The organism is Mucilaginibacter ximonensis, assembly GCF_042686265.1.
Classification (GTDB): Bacteria; Bacteroidota; Bacteroidia; order Sphingobacteriales; family Sphingobacteriaceae; genus Mucilaginibacter; species Mucilaginibacter ximonensis.
Genome location: NZ_JBHUPD010000001.1, coordinates 1 through 18,652, shown reverse-complemented (window position 1 = coordinate 18,652; position 18,652 = coordinate 1). Strand labels below are relative to the sequence as shown.

Genomic DNA, 18,652 nt, shown 5'->3' with positions numbered 1-18,652 from the left:
TATCAGTATTTACCGGCACTTAACGTACTTTTTGGTAGCACATATTTACGGTCGTACCTGTCTAAAACCACGTAAATAGAATCTTTATGATCGTTGATACCTGACAGGATCACCCTTGAACCATCCGTTGTGTCATATTTTAGTATCATACGGTTACGTTTTGGCTCACGTTGTTTTTGCGCAAACTCGCGGTCGCGGCGTGCAGACCAGGCCGCCGGATCGATCATTTTGTTTTCGTCGCCAATATGTTTCCAGGCTTCTGGGCTTATCCAGTTATCGGGCTTTTTGTTATCATTATTTTGACGATTGCCACCACGACCCCTGCCTGCCCTGCGGCTGCCTAATAATGCCACCGCGTTTTTATCTTGCAGGTAAAGCACTTTATCTATCGTATCTGCATAATAATGATAAGCTCTTTCGCCACCCGCTACACCGGTAATCTCGAACGTTCGTTGAATATCATGCATGGGGCTGCCACCACCGTTTGACGGGTCGATGATCACCGGCTTATTAACGCGAAACGTTAGGGTTGTCCAGTTCTCAAACGTAGCCTCCTGCCAGCGTACGCTATCTAATGGGTTATAAGGCAACTCCTGCCCGTTAATTTTAAACTCGGTTACATGGTAGTTGCCGCGCAGTTTTTTTAGCCCAGCGGTTGATGGTTGTTTATACGGATCATATTTAAAGTTGATCACCTCTGTGTAAGTCAATATGCCAAAGAAGATGATAAACGTTAACGTCTTTAATGCAAGGCGTGTATATTTTAACCCTAGTTTTGTAAAATCAGGATATACTCTGAAGTGCGTGGTGTACTTTTCCCGGATAATAAGGTTGTACAGTGCGGGCACATCATCAGCAATTAAAAACAACGACAGTAGTACAAAGTAAAAGGCATACACATGCACACCACCGTCGTAGGCGTAGTTGACCAGGGTGATATCAAACAAAGCACCAGCTAGTAATATAGCGCCATAGGTGGTTGTTTTACGGAAGAACAGCAGTGCGCCGGCAACAATCTCAACCACGCCGCCAAATACCTGGTACCAGGGCACAATACCTACCGACATCCAATAGATCTTCTGCGCGGTAAAGTCGCCAAAATTACTGTTTAACAACCCGAGCGACGGATATGGCATTTGCGTTGGAAACAACTTGGTGAAACCAAAGCCAATAATACCAATACCCGCACGGTAACGAACTATCACACGCAACCAGTAATAAAGCAGGTTATATGATCTGGTTTTACGATCTATCAATGTCCAGATCAAGCCGCCGATAATACCGAAAACCAAGGCAATCCCCCAATCGGCATAATCAGCAAAAAAATTGCGTTTGGCGGGCATGCCTACTGCGTTATCATTAACCTTATCGTGTTTTTTTGCTACCGGGGCAACGGCAGCTACAGCCGTGCTATCTTTTCCACTCGCATCAGCCAGTATATCGCCATGGTGACGATTATGATGGCCATGGTGTAGTGTAGTATCGGCACCGGCTAAAGTATTTTGATGACGGTGATCACCTTTATGCCCTTGTGTACTGTCGACAGGCGTAATATTAGCTGCATCGGCCAGGTGATGATGCCGTTTGCCTTTACCGCCGTCATTTTTATTATCACCATCTCCTTTTTCTTGCGGAAGCGGTGCGCCGTCTACATCGCTGTAGTTAGGACCGCTGCTAAACCAACGCACATAGCTTGGTTGGAAACGAGCGATATCGTACAGGTCGCGATAGTGTGGCCGAAACCAGTTTAAGGTAAAAATATTATTGTACCAGCTGGCGGTTGATGGGATTGACATCGCCAGAAGAAATATGAACAATATACGAAAACCCAATTTTTTTTGCCATGACCACGGCGTAGCTACCGGTTCTGTTTCTGCTATTGTTATATTATTGTTAGCCATTGCTTTGTCGTGATTAAAGTTTTAGCACCTTGCGTCTGCCAAGGTTTACAGGATATTTTTTGTCGATTTTATTCAGCACCACATAAATGGAATCGCGGTTTTGGTCAACACCATTCAGTATGATGGTAGCCGAATCCGGGCGGATATAATTCAGCGTGATATGCTCATTGCGGTAATGCGGATTTTTGTTGGTGAGCGATAATGTCTGGCCCAGCGTGTCTACCACATAGCTGTAATAATGCCTGCCTGCCGAGCCTGCCAACTCATAGTTGCGGTCCTCATCTTTTTGTGAGATTTGCTCGTAATTGGTTGAGTCGATCAATACCGGGCGGTTTGAGCGGATACTCAACGTGGCCCATTTCTCAAACACCACGTCGCGCCAGCGCACCGGGTCGGTTGCCGAGTAAGGCAGTACGTTATTATTGATACGAAATTCGCTTACGTTGTAAATTCCGGCAGCGTGTTTCAAGCCGGCAGCTTTGGGGTACTGGTACAGGTCATTATGGTAACCCGAATAGGTTTTAAACCCGTACAGTAAAACAAAGAAGAAAATCACCAAAGCTTTGATGCCGACGCGTACGGTTTGTTGCGTCCCCACAAATACAGGCTTGTAAGTATTGGGCTGCGTAGGTCGATCTAACGAGATAAGGTTAAAAACACGTTGCGCATCAAACCATAAAACTAACAAGGCAAAACTGATAAGATAAAAACTATACACATACTCGCCGCCTTCATAAGCCAGATTGGAGATGAATACATTACCGGTAAACACCAATATCAGCAGGGCACCAAATGTTGCAGTCTTTCTAAAGAACAGCAGCAACCCGGCCAACACTTCTACCCCGCCTAAAAACGCTTCATAACCCGGCACAATGCCTAAGCTCATCGAGAATATTTTCCAATCTGTAAAATCACCGTAAGCGGTGTTTAAATTGCTGATAGATGGAAAAGGCGCCTGTAAGGGAAATAATTTCAGGAAACCGTAACCAATTATACCTACCGCCAAACGATACCTAACAATAGTTCTAAGCCAGTAGTACAGCTTGTCGTAATCCTGCTCTTTATATTTGGAGCCGTTCCATAATAATGAGCCAATCAAAGCCAGCACGGCAACAATGATCCAGTTGACGAAGCTATCTGTACCCGGTATAAACTTTGGTGACAGGCGCGTAAGTTCAAAAATATAGCCGTAGCTAAGCCAGCTGGGTGCAAAAAGCACCTTAAACAGGTCGATGCTCAAGGGCAGCGCCTGTAGGATAAAAAACAGGAATATGAACCTGAATACAGCCTTTTGCGTCGGGCCCCACTCCTGTTGGGTGTTGTTGTTGATAATTTGAGTCATAAATGTAATAATGAGGATTAAGATGACGCCGGGGGCAGATTCGAACTGCCGTAGATGGTTTTGCAGACCACAACCTCGCCACTCGGTCACCCGGCTATAAGCGGCACTTTCTTCGTCGGGCCGCCTTTGCAATCAATTAGTTATCATCGTCAGCTTTTGCAATTCCATTACCTGCCTGCGCTTTACGAGTCTCTTTAATCACCACCCGTTTTGCCAGATCATATTTTTGACCGGCTCCCAGAAAGAAAAAGGGGCCATCAGACGCAGTAAAATCTTCTCGACCGTTAACCACGTGCTTACCTTCGCTGTTAATAATGGTATTATAATCGTAGATAGCGGCGTACGATTTACCCAATACTTGTAAGGTATCTCGCTGAACCAGTACTGCAGTAGCCTCATTCAGGCCAATGCCAATTAATTCAGGCGCTTTGCGGATAAAATCTACCAGCGCAAACTGGCGGTTACGCACCAGAATGTGTTGATCAATAGCCGAGTTTTTTAGAAAACCTAAACCCTGGGTATGGTCGCCAATTAAAATCTGTGCGCCTTTAGTATCGCCACGCCACAGGAATGAACCCAGTATGCTCGCACCTGCCGAGCTTCCGGCTATTACGCCGCCCCGATCAAGCAGGTCTTTAAATGCCTGGTGGGTAAGCGTATTCAGGTATGAGTCGGCAATGCGCCATTGCCTACCGCCCTCAAAGTAAACTGCAGTTGCTTTTTGAATCGGGGCTATAAATTTTTCGCTATTGGCCTCCCTCAGGTCATTGGTATGCAGCAGCGTTACATTTTTAATACCGGTTTGTTTTTTAACTTCGTTGACATCCTTCTGGTCAAAAGCAGCCGAGTCGCCTACGGCAGCAGTAACCACCAGCACGACTGCTTTATCTTTACCGCCGGCCAGTTCGGTAAACTTATCCCAGATATCGCGCTGAGAGCCAACATTACCGCCAATAATGATCAGGCTGCCTTTTTCAGGGCCATGACGGGTATCAGATTTTTTTACAGTAATAGGCGAGCGTTGGGCAAAGGTGGCATTGGTCAATGCGGTTACTGCCAATAATAAAATGCTTAATTTTTTCATGATGATATCGTTAAATCGTCAATTAATAATAACCAGGGTTACGGTTGTTACCCGCCAGATTAGGGTCAACCAATGTTTCGTTGTAAGGGATTGGGAACAGGTACAGGTGCTTATCTTTCAAGTTTAATACGGTTTGTGCACGGTCTGTACGTACCAGGTTAAAGAAGCGGTCGGCTTCAAACGGAAACTCTACCTGACGCTCGTTTTCAAGCGCGGTTAAAATATCAGTCAGAGTTGCTGCTGTACTTGGAGCAACACCAGCGCGTGCACGCACCGCGTTCAGGTCTGATTGTGCGCTGCTTGGTCCCACCAAATTGCCCTGATAAGCTCTGGCTTCGGCACGGATAAGGTATAGCTCTGCCACGCGGATCACATAAGCAGGGTCGGTGCCCAATGGGTTGCGATAGTAAAGTTTGCCATACCACAGGTTACCCGGAGGCGCAGTTTGGCCGATAAGTGCATTGCGGTTACCACCTATAGCAGCATTATTCAGCAAAGCAACCAAGGCATCATTCGGCGCCCATTCACGACGGCCACCCAAAGCAGGCGGCAACCACCAGGTACTGTGCCCGTTGGTGTTTGAGGTAGTGTACGCTAGTTCAAATACTGATTCATTAGTCGCTACAGCATTGTTGGCAAAAAAAGCACTGTAAGGCGTTACTAACGAGTAGTTGGTATTGTCGCTGATTACCGAGGTAGCAAATTGCTCGGCCAATGCCCAGTTCTTCTGATACAGATAGAAACGCGCTTTCAAAGCTTGCACTGTTCTTAGCGTAACGCGATTGCGGCTCACGGTAGTAGGAACCAATGGCTGCGCTGCATCCAGATCTTTTAAAACCTGCGCATACGTATCAGCCAGGCTACTACGTGGAACATTCGCATTATCTGTAGACGCGTAGGTTGGTTTCAGGATTAGCTGAACACCACCCCAGCCACGCGCCAAATCAAAGTAAGCCAGCGCACGAATAAAATAAGCCTCGCCCAAATACTGGTTTTTAAGCGCCGGGGTTAACAGCGGATCATTAAGCGCAGGCACTTTATCCAGGATATAGTTTGCCTGCGCAATGGTTTTGTAGATAGCGGTCCAAGCCGATTGTACATAACCGTTTGTAGCTGAGGTTAAATGTTTAGTGATCTCGCTCGGGTCAGACTGCGAGCCGGTCCACTGGATATCGCCCCCAGATAAATAAGATAGCGCCGGGAAGTTTGAACCATAGTAATTGCCGCTTCCTAACTGGTTAAACAAACCGTTTACCGCGGTTCCGGCGGTAGCCGCGTCCGTTATAGCTACAGATTGATCTATCTGCAATTTGGGCTGCACCTCTAAAAACTTCTTGCACGAAGTAAGCAGCGCCAGTAGGGAAAATATATATAATGCTTTTTTCATGATTTAATATTTTGGTGATCAGAATGTAATGTTTGCACCTGCCTGGATAACCCGCGGAACCGGTGGTGTTCCTAAATCGTATCCCAGCACAGTAGCTGACGACGATACGTTAATCTCCGGATCGGGACCTTTATATTTTGTCCATAACCACAGGTTCGAACCGCTTACATATACTCTGACAGACGATAGATGCGCTTTCTCAATCAGATGCTTCGGAATGGTATAACCCAGGTTAACATTGCTTAGGCGCAGGAATGAGCCGTCCTCAATATTTCGTGTTGTAGGGCTAATGGTATAATTCTGTCCGTAAGCGGTAAGCCTTGGCATATCGGTTACATCGCCCGGCTTTTGCCAGCGGGTTAACTGACGGGTGTCCATAGCCCGGTTAGCGTCGCGGGTACCCCCACCTTCCAGAAAGTAGTTGTTATTGTTATAAACTTTGTTCCCGTAAACAAAATTGAAGAATACCGACAGATCAAAACCTTTGTAGGCAAAGTTGTTGGTTAAACCGCCGTTAAATTTAGGCAGTGCATTACCTACCGGCTCCAAATCGCTCGAGTTGATCACGCCGTTATGGTCATAATCATCATAAACTGCGTTGCCGGTTTGCTTGTCTACATATAGCTGTTTGTACGCATAAAAGGTATACATTGACTGGCCCTGCACCATACGCTCGGCAGCATAGGCCGCTACTACCGGTGTAGGTAGTTTGGTAATTTTATTGATGTTGCGGGATATATTGAAGTTGGTGCTCCATTTCAACGGGCCATCCAGGTTAATGCTGCTGATGTTGAACTCGAAACCCTTATTGCTCATCTCGCCGGCATTAGCCAAAATTGAGGTGAATCCCTGGGTTGATTTCAAAGGCAGGTTCAGCAGCAGGTTGCTGGTGTATTTGTCGTAGTAATCTGCACCTAAAGTCAGTCGATCATTAAATACGCCCAGATCCAAACCAAAATCAATCTGGCGGGTACTTTCCCATTTCAAATCAGGGTTTGCCAATTGGGCCGGGCCAATACCCGGGTTGTTCTGGTAGTTAAGACCAGCACCCCATAAACCGCGTGCAGCGTAATCAGGGATACCGTTTTGGTTACCGGTTACACCGATAGCACCGCGCAATTTCAGGTTGCTGATAAAGCTAACGTCCTTCAAAAAGTCCTCTCTTTTTGCTATCCACGCCACACCTGTCGACGGAAAATAACCCCACTGGTGATTAGCGCCAAAGCGCGAAGAACCATCGGCCCGGATACTTGCGTCGATGTAATATTTGCCATCGTAGTTATAGTTTGCACGGGCAAAAAATGATGACAGCTTATTACTCGTCGCCGAACCTGATGAAGTTGTTGTAGCTGCCGACGAAAGCTGCTGGAAAGAATCATTCGGGTAGTTGGTACCTGAACCTATAGTTTGATCGCTGAAGGTGCCCTGAATAGAGTTACCCAACAAAAAGCCCACATTGTTTTTGCCGAAAGCATGGGCATAAGTCAGCGTTTGCTCATTTGTCCAGGTAGTGCTGTTGCTAACCGCCTGCGAGCCTGAGTTATGGTTGGCTATACCAATAATGGTCAAACTGTTCCAATACTGCGACTCATTGTACTGGTTGTAATCAACGCTCCAACTGGTTTTGAATTTCAGGTCTTTACTAATCTTCACCTCGCCATATAAATTGCTGATGGCGCGATTACTGGTGCTGTGCATGTTAGTGTTATTCAGCAATACATCCAGGTTATCAAAACCCGCCCATCGGGCCGGACTGCCGTCAGCGTTGGTTGTCGGCAAGTAGGTAGGTGTGTGTAAGGCTGATTGTAAAATACCACCCTGAGGGCCATCGCCTACACGGGCATTGGTGCGGTAAGTTTGGGTAAAGGTATTACTAGTTCCAACGGTTACATAGTCGCTTACTTTGGTGTCAACATTTACTTTGAACGATCCGCGTCTAAAATCATTCGTTTTCAGGTCAGCTTGTTGTTTGTTCAGGCCACCGCCAATGTAGTAGGTAGTTTTATCGTTACCGCCTGCAACTGACAAATCATAATTCTGCAAAAAGCCGGTGCGGAAGGCTTGATGTAAACGATCGTAAGTTGGCTGATCCTGCGGTAAACCCCGCGGCGCCGGCGTAGCGGTTGGGTTATCTGTCAATGCCCTGAAAGGCTGATATTTATAAGTGTTTATGCCGGCTGTATTACCTGCGGCAACCGCATCCGCCTCTGAGTTTCTGTAAAACTCGTTCACCAGCTCGGCATGCTGCGGACCGGTTACCAAACTCCAAAGTTTTGGCGCCCAGGCACCACCGAAATAAGTACTCAAACTCACTTTAGGAGCGGCGTTATATTTACCACGCTTAGTGGTGATCACAATTACACCGTTGGCAGCACGAGCACCGTAAATCGCGGTAGCATCGGCGTCCTTCAAAACGGTTATACTTTCAATATCATCCGGATTGATATCGGCCAGCGGGTTGTTTGCCTGCCCCTGCGTAGTGATACGCTGTAAAGAACCGCTGTTTACATACACACCGTCAATTACATATAGCGGGTCATTACTGGCATTAATTGAAGTGGTACCACGTATGCGGATAAACATGCCATCGCCCGGCACACCTGTTGAGGCACTAATTTGCAAACCCGGAGCTTTGCCCTGCAATTGCTCTTCAAAGGTTGCGGTTGGTTTGTCTTTAACCTCGCCTACAGCAACGGTGGATACCGAGCCGGTAATAGATTTACGAGTTTGGGTGCCGTAGCCCACTACAACTACGTCATTAAGTTGGCTATTTTGCGGGGATAGACGTACAGTTACCGGACTGCCATCAACAATAAACTCTCTGGTTTGATAGCCTATATAGGTGACTACCAAAATAAACGGAATCTTTTGTGCTGTAATTAATTCAAATCTGCCGTTGGCGTCGGTAGTGGCGCCATTGGTTACACCCTTAATTCTCACAACCGCGCCGGGTAAAGTTTCTTTAGACGCTGAGTCTAAAACAAGGCCCTCGATTTTTGAATTGCCCGGTGGCGGTGCTTGTTGCGCCAGGATGTTATGAGGTAAGGCTAAGAGAAGTAAAAGTACGCTGAAGGGTATAAACGTTTTTTTCTTACGGATAAATATGTCCATATTTAACGAGTTTTAGTAAATGATCTATTTGCTGGAACTGGAATGAGTATCAGTGAGTGATTGGCGTTACTGAGCTGATACATCGTTATGACCGGCGAGGCCTCCTTGCCGGTTCATTTTTTCATATTTATTTCAACACATATTTTCTTGAGTTAATTAATAATAGGCTATGGGTAGCTTATCCCTATGTTTATGGTTAGAGCACAAAGGGGTTAGCAACAACACATATACATGCGTGAGGCATTTGTCATAAAGAAGTTCATAAGCCGCTTTGTTATAAGCTGACGGAGAAATGGGTATATACTAACTGTTTTCATGATGACGTGACAAACATAAAAACAATAATTTAATCTACCAAATCTATAGACTAAGTATTTTTATATAATTGGCAACATACAAAATTTGAATAGCGCCCTGCAAACGCCGGACAGTACCGATAATTGCAAAAAATGCGCTCTTCCGTGTATACACAGAAATTTAAAACGTTATTTATGTTTTTTAAATCCTAAAATGAATCAAATTAACAACTAGCCAACTTCATAGTACGGTTTAGTTTTATCCGGCTTTTTAAATTTTCCAATAGTCTTAAGCTTATTGATAATCGGTTCGATGTAGGTACCATAGAGCTCACTTAAGGAAACACGCAACCAAGCGTGTTTCCTTTTTTTATACCCATAAGAACCTCCTAAGCAGACTGTTAGCACCAAAAAGTGGTTCGACTTTTACTATTTCAATTTTATACCGTTTCCAATTTGGCCCTATTTTTATGGTTCGATTTTTACGCAACCTTTTAGCTCATATTTAAATCACTTGAAACATCTAAATACTCTTTCTCTAGTTCAGTAAAGTCATCGAACCCTACCTTTCCGACAACACAAAAGGTTTATAGGCATCCCCTCAAGAATTGCTTGATTTCGAAATTTAGACATTTCGGGCATTATTAACTTAAAAAAAGCAGCAAAGGATGTTGGTGAACTGTCAATTGCAATAAACCTAATAAAAGTACTGCTTCAACTTTATACTCCTTAAAATCTTTGCGTAACAAGCCTATGGCCTTTCCTATATGCTTTTCAACCGTTTTAACAGAGATGCCCATTCGTGAAGCTATTTCATGATATGTTAAATGTTCATAGCGGCTTAGCCTAAACGCCTGACGGCATTGCGGTGATAATTTACCTATGGCCTGCTGCAAACGCTCTTCGAGCAGTTGAGCGTCTATTTGCTCTTCAGAATTAGCTTCAACAACAGCTTTCTGATTTGACGCAAAAGCGTGCAAATGTCGTTCTCTTGTAGTGCGGGTACGCAATTCATGTAACGCCTTATTGCGTAAAACCCCATGCAGCCATCCTGAAACGTTAGCTGCTGCATCAATAGCCGCTTTTTGCTGCCAAAGTTCAAAGAAAACATCCATAACCAGTTCTTCAGTTATAGCTTCATCTTGCAAACGTCTGAAAGCGAAATGCGAAAGCCGGGCAAAGTATCGTCGATAAAGCAAGCCAAAGGCTTCCTGGTCGCCGGTTTTTATCCGTTGCAGAAGCACAGCATCATTTAAAAAGGGTTCTGCTGCCAATGTTAAAAAGTTATTATACCAACGTAAAATTAAAAAAATTATACATTTTTTTTTAAACCTATGGGGGTATGGGTCCTTGACAAGCAATTACTTGATATATTATTTGAATAATGGACCCGGAATTATTAAAAAAAATAGATCGTTATTTAAAAAACACTGCCTCTGCAACAGAGCGGCTGGAAGTAGAATCTTGGTTTGAGGCATCCGACGAAGACCTCGGTCAGATTTACCATGATAACCCCCAACAATTTGAAGCAGCCACAGAGCGTACGCTGGCTATATTGCAGCAGCGGATAGCCTATGATACAAATGCAACGCGCACTCGTTGGCGTGTCTACCGTTACGCCGCGGCTGCCTCCGTGTTGCTGGCAATTACAGCCGGGGCTTATTTCGGATTTCGTCAAAAATTAACACCAAACTATGTAACAACAAAGCCAGTATTACCAGGCACACAGACAGCTGTTTTAAAAACTGGCTATGGTAAAGTGATCCTATTAAATAGCACCAATGGATTATTGGCAAAATTTGACCAGACACAGATCTCAAAAAATGGAAATATACTGGCCTACAATACCAAGGAATCAAATTTAGAGGCAATGGTGTATGATACTTTGGAAATACCTGCCGGTGGCCGTCCTTATCGGCTGCAATTACCGGATGGCAGCCGGATATTATTAAATGCAGCAACCAAACTGCGTTTTCCGGAACGGATGACTACTCGTAATCGCGGTAAGTTGGAATTGATCAACGGCGAGATCTATGCGGAAATTATACATAATCCGTCTGCTCCGCTGATAGTTAAAACACCTACTCAAACCATTGAAGATATCGGGACTAAGTTTGACGTATCAGCGTATGCTGATGAGCCGTCAGCATTTACCGTGCTCCTGGAAGGTAAGGTCAGCGTTAATGGCAAAGCATTATCGCCCGGCCAGCAGGCCATTAGCCATGCGGGAAATATGGCGATAGCGCAAGCAGACCTTACACTGCGTACTGCCTGGGTAAACGGTCTTTTCCGTTTTGACCATACCCCCTTAAAAGAGATTTTGCGAGAGGTAGCTCGTTGGTACAATATGCAGGTGATTTACCAGGGGAACAACGGTAACGAAACATATTCAGGCATTATAGGCCGCGAGGCCAGCTTACAGCGAATTTTAGCCATTATCGGAACCGGCGATGTACACTACCGGATTGAGGGCCGTAAACTTATTATTTTACCCTAACAATTAGCTTATAGATTAACAAAAAGAAAGGAGCACTATCGGACAGTAAAACTACCCTACCCACTAATGTAAAGCCCGAAAAAAGGAAACCGGATCAGACGGCCATCTGACCCGGCGATGCCTGGGCCAAACGCACAAAATTGTAACAAACAAGATTTTAACGAAACCCAAACAACGCAAACTTATGCAATTTAATTTACGTGGTGAAATGCCGCGCTGCGGACGGCTATTACCCCAATTAATCCTACGGGTAATGAAATTAACGAGTTTATTACTTATCGTCGCCTGTTTACAGGTTAGTGCCACTACGCTGGCACAACGGGTGACGCTTCACGAAAAAAATGCTACGCTGAGCAGCGTCTTGATAGATATCAGGCAGCAAACCGGCTACGATCTGTTTTATAAAGACGAGTTGATTAAAGATCAAAAAGTAACTATAGATGTAAAAGATGAGCCCCTGGCAAAAGTACTAACCTCGCTCCTAGAGTCGAAGCAATTCAGTTTTACCATAACAGATAAAACCATTACGATACAACGTAAGGAAGAAACCTTGCTTGACCGGGTAAAAAAATACTTACAAGCCTTTGAAGTAAACGGCAAAGTTACTGATGAGCACAACCAGCCACTGCCCGGCGCCACGGTGACTGTAAAAGGCACCGACAACGTGACCATGACAGACGTGAATGGTAATTTCAATCTAAAAAACATAAACCCTAATGGTACGCTGATAATTTCATATATAGGTTTTGAGCGCAAGGAGGTCGCTATCAATGCTAAAACTACTATCGAAGTTATACTAACACCTACTAATGACCAACTACATGATGTGGTAATATCGGGTTATACGGTCCAAAATCGGGCTGAGTTTACCGGTTCGTCATCGCATATTGCAGGTAACGTTGTTGAAAATCGCCCGGTGGCCAGTTTTGATCAGGCTTTGGCCGGGCAGGCGGCAGGTGTAAAGATCACCTCAAATGGAGGGTCATTGAACGCGCCGCCAGTAATTCGCATTCGCGGCACCAACTCTATCAATTTGAGCTCTTACCCCCTGATCGTTATTGACGGCGTGACATCTTTTAGCGGCAATGTAGGCTTGTCAGCCGTGGTAGAAAACAATCCCCTGGCGAGTATTAATCCGAATGATATCGCTTCTATTGAGATATTAAAGGACGCATCAGCAACAGCCATATATGGCTCGCGCGCGGCAAATGGCGTAGTGGTCATCACCACCAAAAAAGGTAAAGCCGGCAAAGTGAAAGTTAATTACGACGGCTACTTCAGTATTACAAAAAGGCCAAAGCTACCAGAACTTTTAGATGCGGCAGATTACGTGACCATCAAAGACGAAGCTCAAACTAACTCGGGCCTCAAAGTAACTTACTTTCTAGGCAAAAATGCTGATGGCTCTGTGCAACAAACCAACTGGTATGATTATTTCTACAAAACCGGATATTCGCAAAACCACAACGTAAGTATCTCTGGCGCTACTGATGCTACGAATTATTATATCTCAGCAAATTACGATGACCAGAATGGCTTTTTAGTTAAAAATACGTTTAACCGTAAATCAGCCAGGGCAAATGTTGATCATCGTTTGTTAGAAGGCCTGCATATTGGAATAAACTTTGCCTATAGCAATTCGGTCAATAATAACCTGAATAGCGTATACAATTCGTTTGGTCGTAATAACCTGGCGCGCGAGTCGATGGTATTACCGCCTAATGTTTTAGCCTATAATGCCGACGGCTCCTACAACATCAGCGGCAATAGTTTAGGCTTAGGGCCTAATGCCATATCGGTTGGCTATTTTAATCCCTTGCCTATGATTGATAACGACAAATACTCGTCAGAAAGCAATAATGCAACAGGGTTATTTTATGCTGAATGGGAATTATTTAAAGGCTTAAAAATTAAAACCAACTACAGCATTAACAGTCTTAACATAACCAATCTTAACTTTAACAATCCTATACAAGGTAATGGCTTCAGTAGTAATGGTTCAGCCGGCAGCGAGTATGACACCAATTATCGCACAGATTTTACCAATACGTTGAGTTATAGTACTACCCTTGCTAAAAACCACCACCTTAGTGTATTAGCAGGCTATGAAGGAATTCAAACCATCAGCCGCGGATTTTCAGTAACACGTACCGGCCTTACCGACCCTTATTTTCAAAGCTTTGCCGGTGGTTTTACCAACATTAGCGACGCCAATGGTACTGCCAGTCAAAATGGTTATCGCTCCTACTTTAGTAACCTGTTCTATGATTTTCAGAAAAAATACTTGTTGAGCGCCAGCTTTCGTAAAGATGGTTTCTCCGGACTAGCCATTACACACAAGTATGGAAACTTTGGCGGTGGTTCAGTAGGTTGGAATCTATCGCAGGAGGATTTTTATCGCGGCTTGAGCTTAGCCAAAACACTATCAGATGTAAAATTGCGTGCCAGCTACGGGCAGGTGGGGAACGTGAACATTGGTGACTACGCTGCATCATCGCTTTATGGTTCTACAACTTATGGCGGCGTAGCGGGGCTCATTGTTTCGCAAACCGGTAATACTAACCTACACTGGGAAACCAGTAAGAAAACAGACATCGGTATCAACCTTGGCTTTTGGCAAAATAAGATCACACTTGATGCTGATTATTATAACAACACAATTGACGGACTGATACTAGCTGCGCCGCAATCACCTTCAAAAGGTATACCTGGCAATTCAATAAATACCAATGTTGGGTCGATGTATAATCGCGGTTTTGAGTTTGATTTACAGGCACATGTTATTGACAAAGGCGCTTTCCGCTGGACAGCCGGTTTGAATTTTAGTACATTGAAGAACCGCGTTACTGCTTTGGTCAATAATACTGATATATGGACCAACAGCCTTGAAACGTCGAACATTACCCGAGTAGGTTATTCAGTAGGGTCAGTTTATGTGGTTAAAACCACGGGCGTTAATCCGGCAAATGGTTTAAGAACCTATATTAATCGCAACGGTGCTACTGTACAATACAACCCGGTTACCGCAACCTGGAGCTACCTTGACGGCAGTAAAGCACCCGCCATGGATGCTTATGGCGATGGCGTGGTTATGGGGCCAACATTGCCTACCTATTACGGCGGTTTTAATAATACCTTCCGTTATGGCAATTTTGATCTGTATGTCAACATTGTCTTCTCAGGCGGTAACCAGATCTACAATGGCACCAAAGCTACCTTGCTCAATAATAACTTCTTTAACAACAAGGTAGACATATTACGCCGCTGGACAACACCCGGACAGGTTACCGACATCCCGAAAGTTTACTACAATGATCAACAGGCCAGCGGCTCTGTACTACCTAACTCCTATAACGTAGAGAGTGGTGCTTACATTAAATTGGGTACAGCGGCCCTGGGTTACACCATCCCTACTCAGCTTTATCGCAAGGCTGGCGTGTCATCAATCCGTATTTATGGGTCGGCAGGTAATATCATATTACATACCAAATATACCGGCTCAGATCCGGAGGTATCCGCCAATGGCGATTCCAATACAGCAGCCGGCCGCGACAAGAACTTAGTACCGGCTGGCAGAACTTTCACTTTTGGTTTAAACGTAGGATTTTAATAGGTACAACATGAAAACTATCCATTTAAAAAAAATAATTTTAGCAGCCTGCGTAGTAATATCAGGTTCGGCCTGCCAGAAAAAACTATTGGACCCGGCTAACACCACCAGCATTTCAGACGCCAGTGCTTTTGACAACGCAACGCGTATCACCGCACAGGTAAACGGGCTTTACGCGACGTTAAAAAGTGTATTCTTTTATGGTGGCAGCGTTACCATTTATAACGAATTACGTGGCGATGAATTTATTATGAACAAGCCCAGTACTACAACCGGGCAACAAAGCTGGCTACAGGCGGTAAATCCCAGTACCACCGAGGTAATTAATACCTGGAGCAGCGGCTATGCCACCATCAATGCTGTAAATACATTTTTAGCAGGTTTAACTGCTCATCAAAACAACGTAAGCGCAGCGCAATATGCCAATTTTACCGGCGAAGCAAAGTTTATTCGTGCATTGAGCTATTTTGCATTAGTTCAAACTTATGCCCAGCCTTACGCACTCAATAATGGCACCAGCCCGGGTGTGCCGCTGCGTTTAACAGCCGAAAACTCCAATGACGACAACCAGCTTGCAAGAAGTTCGGTAGCGGCCGTTTATGCCCAAATACTAGCTGACTTAAACGACGCTGAAAATAACCTGCCGGCTAACTACAACACCGCAACCCTTAATACTACCCGCGCTACCAAAAATGCCGCGATTGCACTAAAGGCAAGAGTTGACTTAACCAAGGGCGACTACACCAATGTTATTGCGGAATGTACAAAGATTGTATCGGCGAATGCACCTTTTCAGGCTCCTGCCAGTGGAGTTAACAATAAAATGGAGGCAAATATTGCCACAGTATTTGGTGGCAGCTATGCCGGCCCCGAAGCCGTTTTCTCACTGCCTTTTGTGACTACCGAACCGGGCTTACTAGCCAGTTTTTTTAATATTGCCCCAGGCAACGGGTATTACTATCTGAATGCGGCAGGCACAATTGCCGACCCGGTTTATAGCTCAGCCGCATCAACCGATGCCCGTAAAAACTTTGTATTTACCAATGGTGGCCAGAAATGGTTAAATAAGTTTAAGGTTGCCAGTACCTTTTCAGACTGGGTTCCAATTATACGATATAGCGACGTATTGTTGATGTACGCTGAGGCCCTTGCCCGTAGCGGCGACTCAGCAAATATTACCAGAGCTGCTGCATTGCTAACTGCAGTACGTAACCGTTCAGATGCAACCTATGTGTTTCCGCCTTTGAGCGTAGCCAGCCAGCCAGCACTGATCAGTACAATTTTACAGGAGCGGAAAATTGAATTGCTGGGCGAAGGTTTCCGTGTGCCCGATTTGCAGCGCTTAGGGGCAACCTTACCTGCTAAATCAGGTGCTCAAGGCTCAGCGCCTGCCATACCGGCTACTGACAATCGTTACATCTGGCCAATATCAAGCGCTGAAACAGCTATCAATAAGTTAATTGTTCAAAATCCTCAGTAAATAATATGAGCATCTTGAAAAAACCAACTATTTGGTTAACCATTATATTATTGGGGACAATGCTTTTTGAAAAAGCAAATGCGCAAAATATAAATAACGCCGACAGCACCAAAAAACAACTGGACAAGCTCATGGCTTCTAAAAATCCTACCGACCGGCAATTGCTGGTCGGTAGGCTTAAAGCTTTAGCAGCCAGCGGCATCGAGAATAATATGTCTATAGCAGGCAGTTATTACTTTATGATAAAAAATGCGAAAGCTTCAGACTCGGTTTTTACTGCCGAAATCCAGAAATTCCCGAAAGGCCTCGAAGCCAGGATCAGAACACAGCAGGCCATCTCCCGCATAAAAAGCCTGCCAGAGATGGAGAAAGCTTATTACAGCTTTGTTAAGAGCTTCCCGCCGGAGAACTATCCCAAACTGCCTTTTGGTGAAGACAGGCTACCCTATGACCGCTTGCGTAGCGGCCTGGCCATTGGTTACGCTAAAGAGAAAAATGTGGCTAAGGCAAGTTATTATGCGAGTTTGCTGGATGCCGATTTCTGGAAGGTACGATCATACGGCGACATTGCCGAAGCATTTTACGCCAGTGGCGATTTAGCTAACGCGACTTTGTATCAACAAAAAGCAGTGGAAAGTGCTAAGCCTTACGCAGAAGGAGAAATGGGCAACAGCATCACTGCGGGTTTTGCTATTAGAGGATACCCTGGCGCCTGTGATATTTATGCCAAAATGCTTTATGAGCAAAAAAAATATAGCGAAGCGCTGAAATACATAGAAACGGCTATTCTATCAACGGTAGCGTCAAGAACAGATTTCAACTATACTTACGGCCGCATATTAACGGCACTTAACCGGTATCAGCAAGCTTTCGACCGGATGGAAGCAGTAGTAAAATCTGGAGAGGCCAATAATGAGATGTCTGAACTTTTTAAGTTTTTATATATAAAGATTAAGGGTAGTGATACAGGGCTGGATACCTATGAAGCGGATATACGAAAAGGTGTTGCTGATAACATGCGCAAACGGTTAACCAAAAGCATACTAAATGAACCGGCAGCCAATTTTACACTTACTGATTTACAAGGCAACCGCATAAGCCTCTCTGATTTAAAAGGTAAAGTTGTGATACTTGATTTTTGGGCCACCTGGTGTGTGCCGTGCAAAGCGTCGTTTCCGGCTATGCAAATGGCCGTAAATAAATACAAGAATGATCCCGACGTTAAATTCTTGTTTATTCATACCTGGGAAAGATCCGCAACAGCGATAGCCGATGCCAGGACTTATATAGATAGTATGAAATACAATTTTCAGGTATTAATGGACATGAAAGACCCGGAAACTAAAGCCAATAAAGTAGTGGATAGTTATAAAGTATCAAGTATACCTACAAAATTTGTAATTGACGGAAATGGCAATATACGTTTCAGGCTAACAGGATTCGACGGAAGCAATGAAGCTGCCGTCGATGAAATATCCATGATGGTTGATATTGTAAATGCTAAAAAGTAGTGTTATTTCCCATCTATATATCTTTTATTAAAATCATAAAATCGGTTATTTTTTAAAAATCGCGGGACTTTCAAACTTTCTAAATTTTGCGATCATACTTAGTTTTTCGATAAGCTGGTTCGATGTAGGTGTCCCATATAGATCATATACTGGGATTTTGAAAAGATTACTACAGAATCACCGATTATTATAATATTTGATACTATGGTAAAGCATGGGCACTTACTACTTAGATCTTAAAAAAGCGATGTAATTTAATGAGATATGCGTTATATTTGTTTCGATTTAGTTCTTTAGATCGTTACAAAGTAGTTCAGATTAAGACGGTTTAGCCATAGTTTTATGGCATGAATTATTTGATATAATTTCCAAAAACCTGTAACTCACCTTACCGAGAGTTTATCTCAGATGAGCTTATTACCAGGGGAGTTAC

10 protein-coding genes and 1 tRNA gene are annotated in these 18,652 nt (G+C 44.3%); 4 read left to right on the top strand and 7 right to left on the bottom strand.

Going from position 1 to position 18,652, the window contains the following annotated elements; translation table 11 throughout:
• Window positions 1–2: 2 nt before the first annotated feature.
• From ACFS5N_RS00055 to ACFS5N_RS00025, 7 genes are all read right to left on the bottom strand, one after another.
• Window positions 3–1,901 (bottom strand): hypothetical protein, encoded by a 1,899-nt coding sequence (locus ACFS5N_RS00055; protein ID WP_377180923.1) that lies wholly within the window; start codon window positions 1,899–1,901, stop codon window positions 3–5.
• A 13-nt stretch (window positions 1,902–1,914) separates the two neighbouring features.
• Window positions 1,915–3,243, bottom strand: coding sequence for a DoxX family protein (locus tag ACFS5N_RS00050; protein ID WP_377180921.1), 1,329 nt, complete (start codon window positions 3,241–3,243; stop codon window positions 1,915–1,917).
• A 25-nt stretch (window positions 3,244–3,268) separates the two neighbouring features.
• Window positions 3,269–3,339: transfer RNA gene (locus tag ACFS5N_RS00045), tRNA-Cys, on the bottom strand.
• Between the two features lie 40 nt (window positions 3,340–3,379).
• Complete coding sequence (locus ACFS5N_RS00040; RefSeq protein WP_377180919.1) at window positions 3,380–4,327, bottom strand: cyanophycinase; 948 nt, start codon at window positions 4,325–4,327, stop codon at window positions 3,380–3,382.
• A gap of 22 nt (window positions 4,328–4,349) precedes the next feature.
• On the bottom strand, window positions 4,350–5,714 hold the full coding sequence (locus ACFS5N_RS00035) for a RagB/SusD family nutrient uptake outer membrane protein (RefSeq protein WP_377180917.1): 1,365 nt from the start codon (window positions 5,712–5,714) through the stop codon (window positions 4,350–4,352).
• Between the two features lie 18 nt (window positions 5,715–5,732).
• A complete protein-coding gene (locus ACFS5N_RS00030; RefSeq protein ID WP_377180915.1) occupies window positions 5,733–8,825 on the bottom strand; it encodes a SusC/RagA family TonB-linked outer membrane protein in 3,093 nt (1,030 codons plus the stop codon).
• A 940-nt stretch (window positions 8,826–9,765) separates the two neighbouring features.
• Window positions 9,766–10,395 carry an RNA polymerase sigma-70 factor gene (locus ACFS5N_RS00025; protein WP_377180913.1) on the bottom strand — a complete coding sequence of 210 codons (630 nt, stop codon included), beginning with the start codon at window positions 10,393–10,395 and terminating at the stop codon, window positions 9,766–9,768.
• A 110-nt stretch (window positions 10,396–10,505) separates the two neighbouring features.
• On the opposite strand from ACFS5N_RS00025, the gene ACFS5N_RS00020 reads away from it, so the two are divergent.
• From ACFS5N_RS00020 to ACFS5N_RS00005, 4 genes are all read left to right on the top strand, one after another.
• Window positions 10,506–11,618: a FecR domain-containing protein gene (locus ACFS5N_RS00020; RefSeq protein ID WP_377180911.1), complete on the top strand. Its 1,113-nt coding sequence runs from the start codon at window positions 10,506–10,508 to the stop codon at window positions 11,616–11,618.
• Between the two features lie 253 nt (window positions 11,619–11,871).
• Entirely contained in the window at window positions 11,872–15,228 is a 3,357-nt protein-coding gene (locus ACFS5N_RS00015) for a SusC/RagA family TonB-linked outer membrane protein (protein ID WP_377180909.1), read from the top strand.
• A gap of 10 nt (window positions 15,229–15,238) precedes the next feature.
• Window positions 15,239–16,708 carry a RagB/SusD family nutrient uptake outer membrane protein gene (locus tag ACFS5N_RS00010; protein WP_377180907.1) on the top strand — a complete coding sequence of 490 codons (1,470 nt, stop codon included), beginning with the start codon at window positions 15,239–15,241 and terminating at the stop codon, window positions 16,706–16,708.
• 5 nt (window positions 16,709–16,713) lie between these two features.
• Window positions 16,714–18,219 (top strand): redoxin domain-containing protein, encoded by a 1,506-nt coding sequence (locus tag ACFS5N_RS00005; RefSeq protein ID WP_377180905.1) that lies wholly within the window; start codon window positions 16,714–16,716, stop codon window positions 18,217–18,219.
• Window positions 18,220–18,652 lie beyond the last annotated feature (433 nt).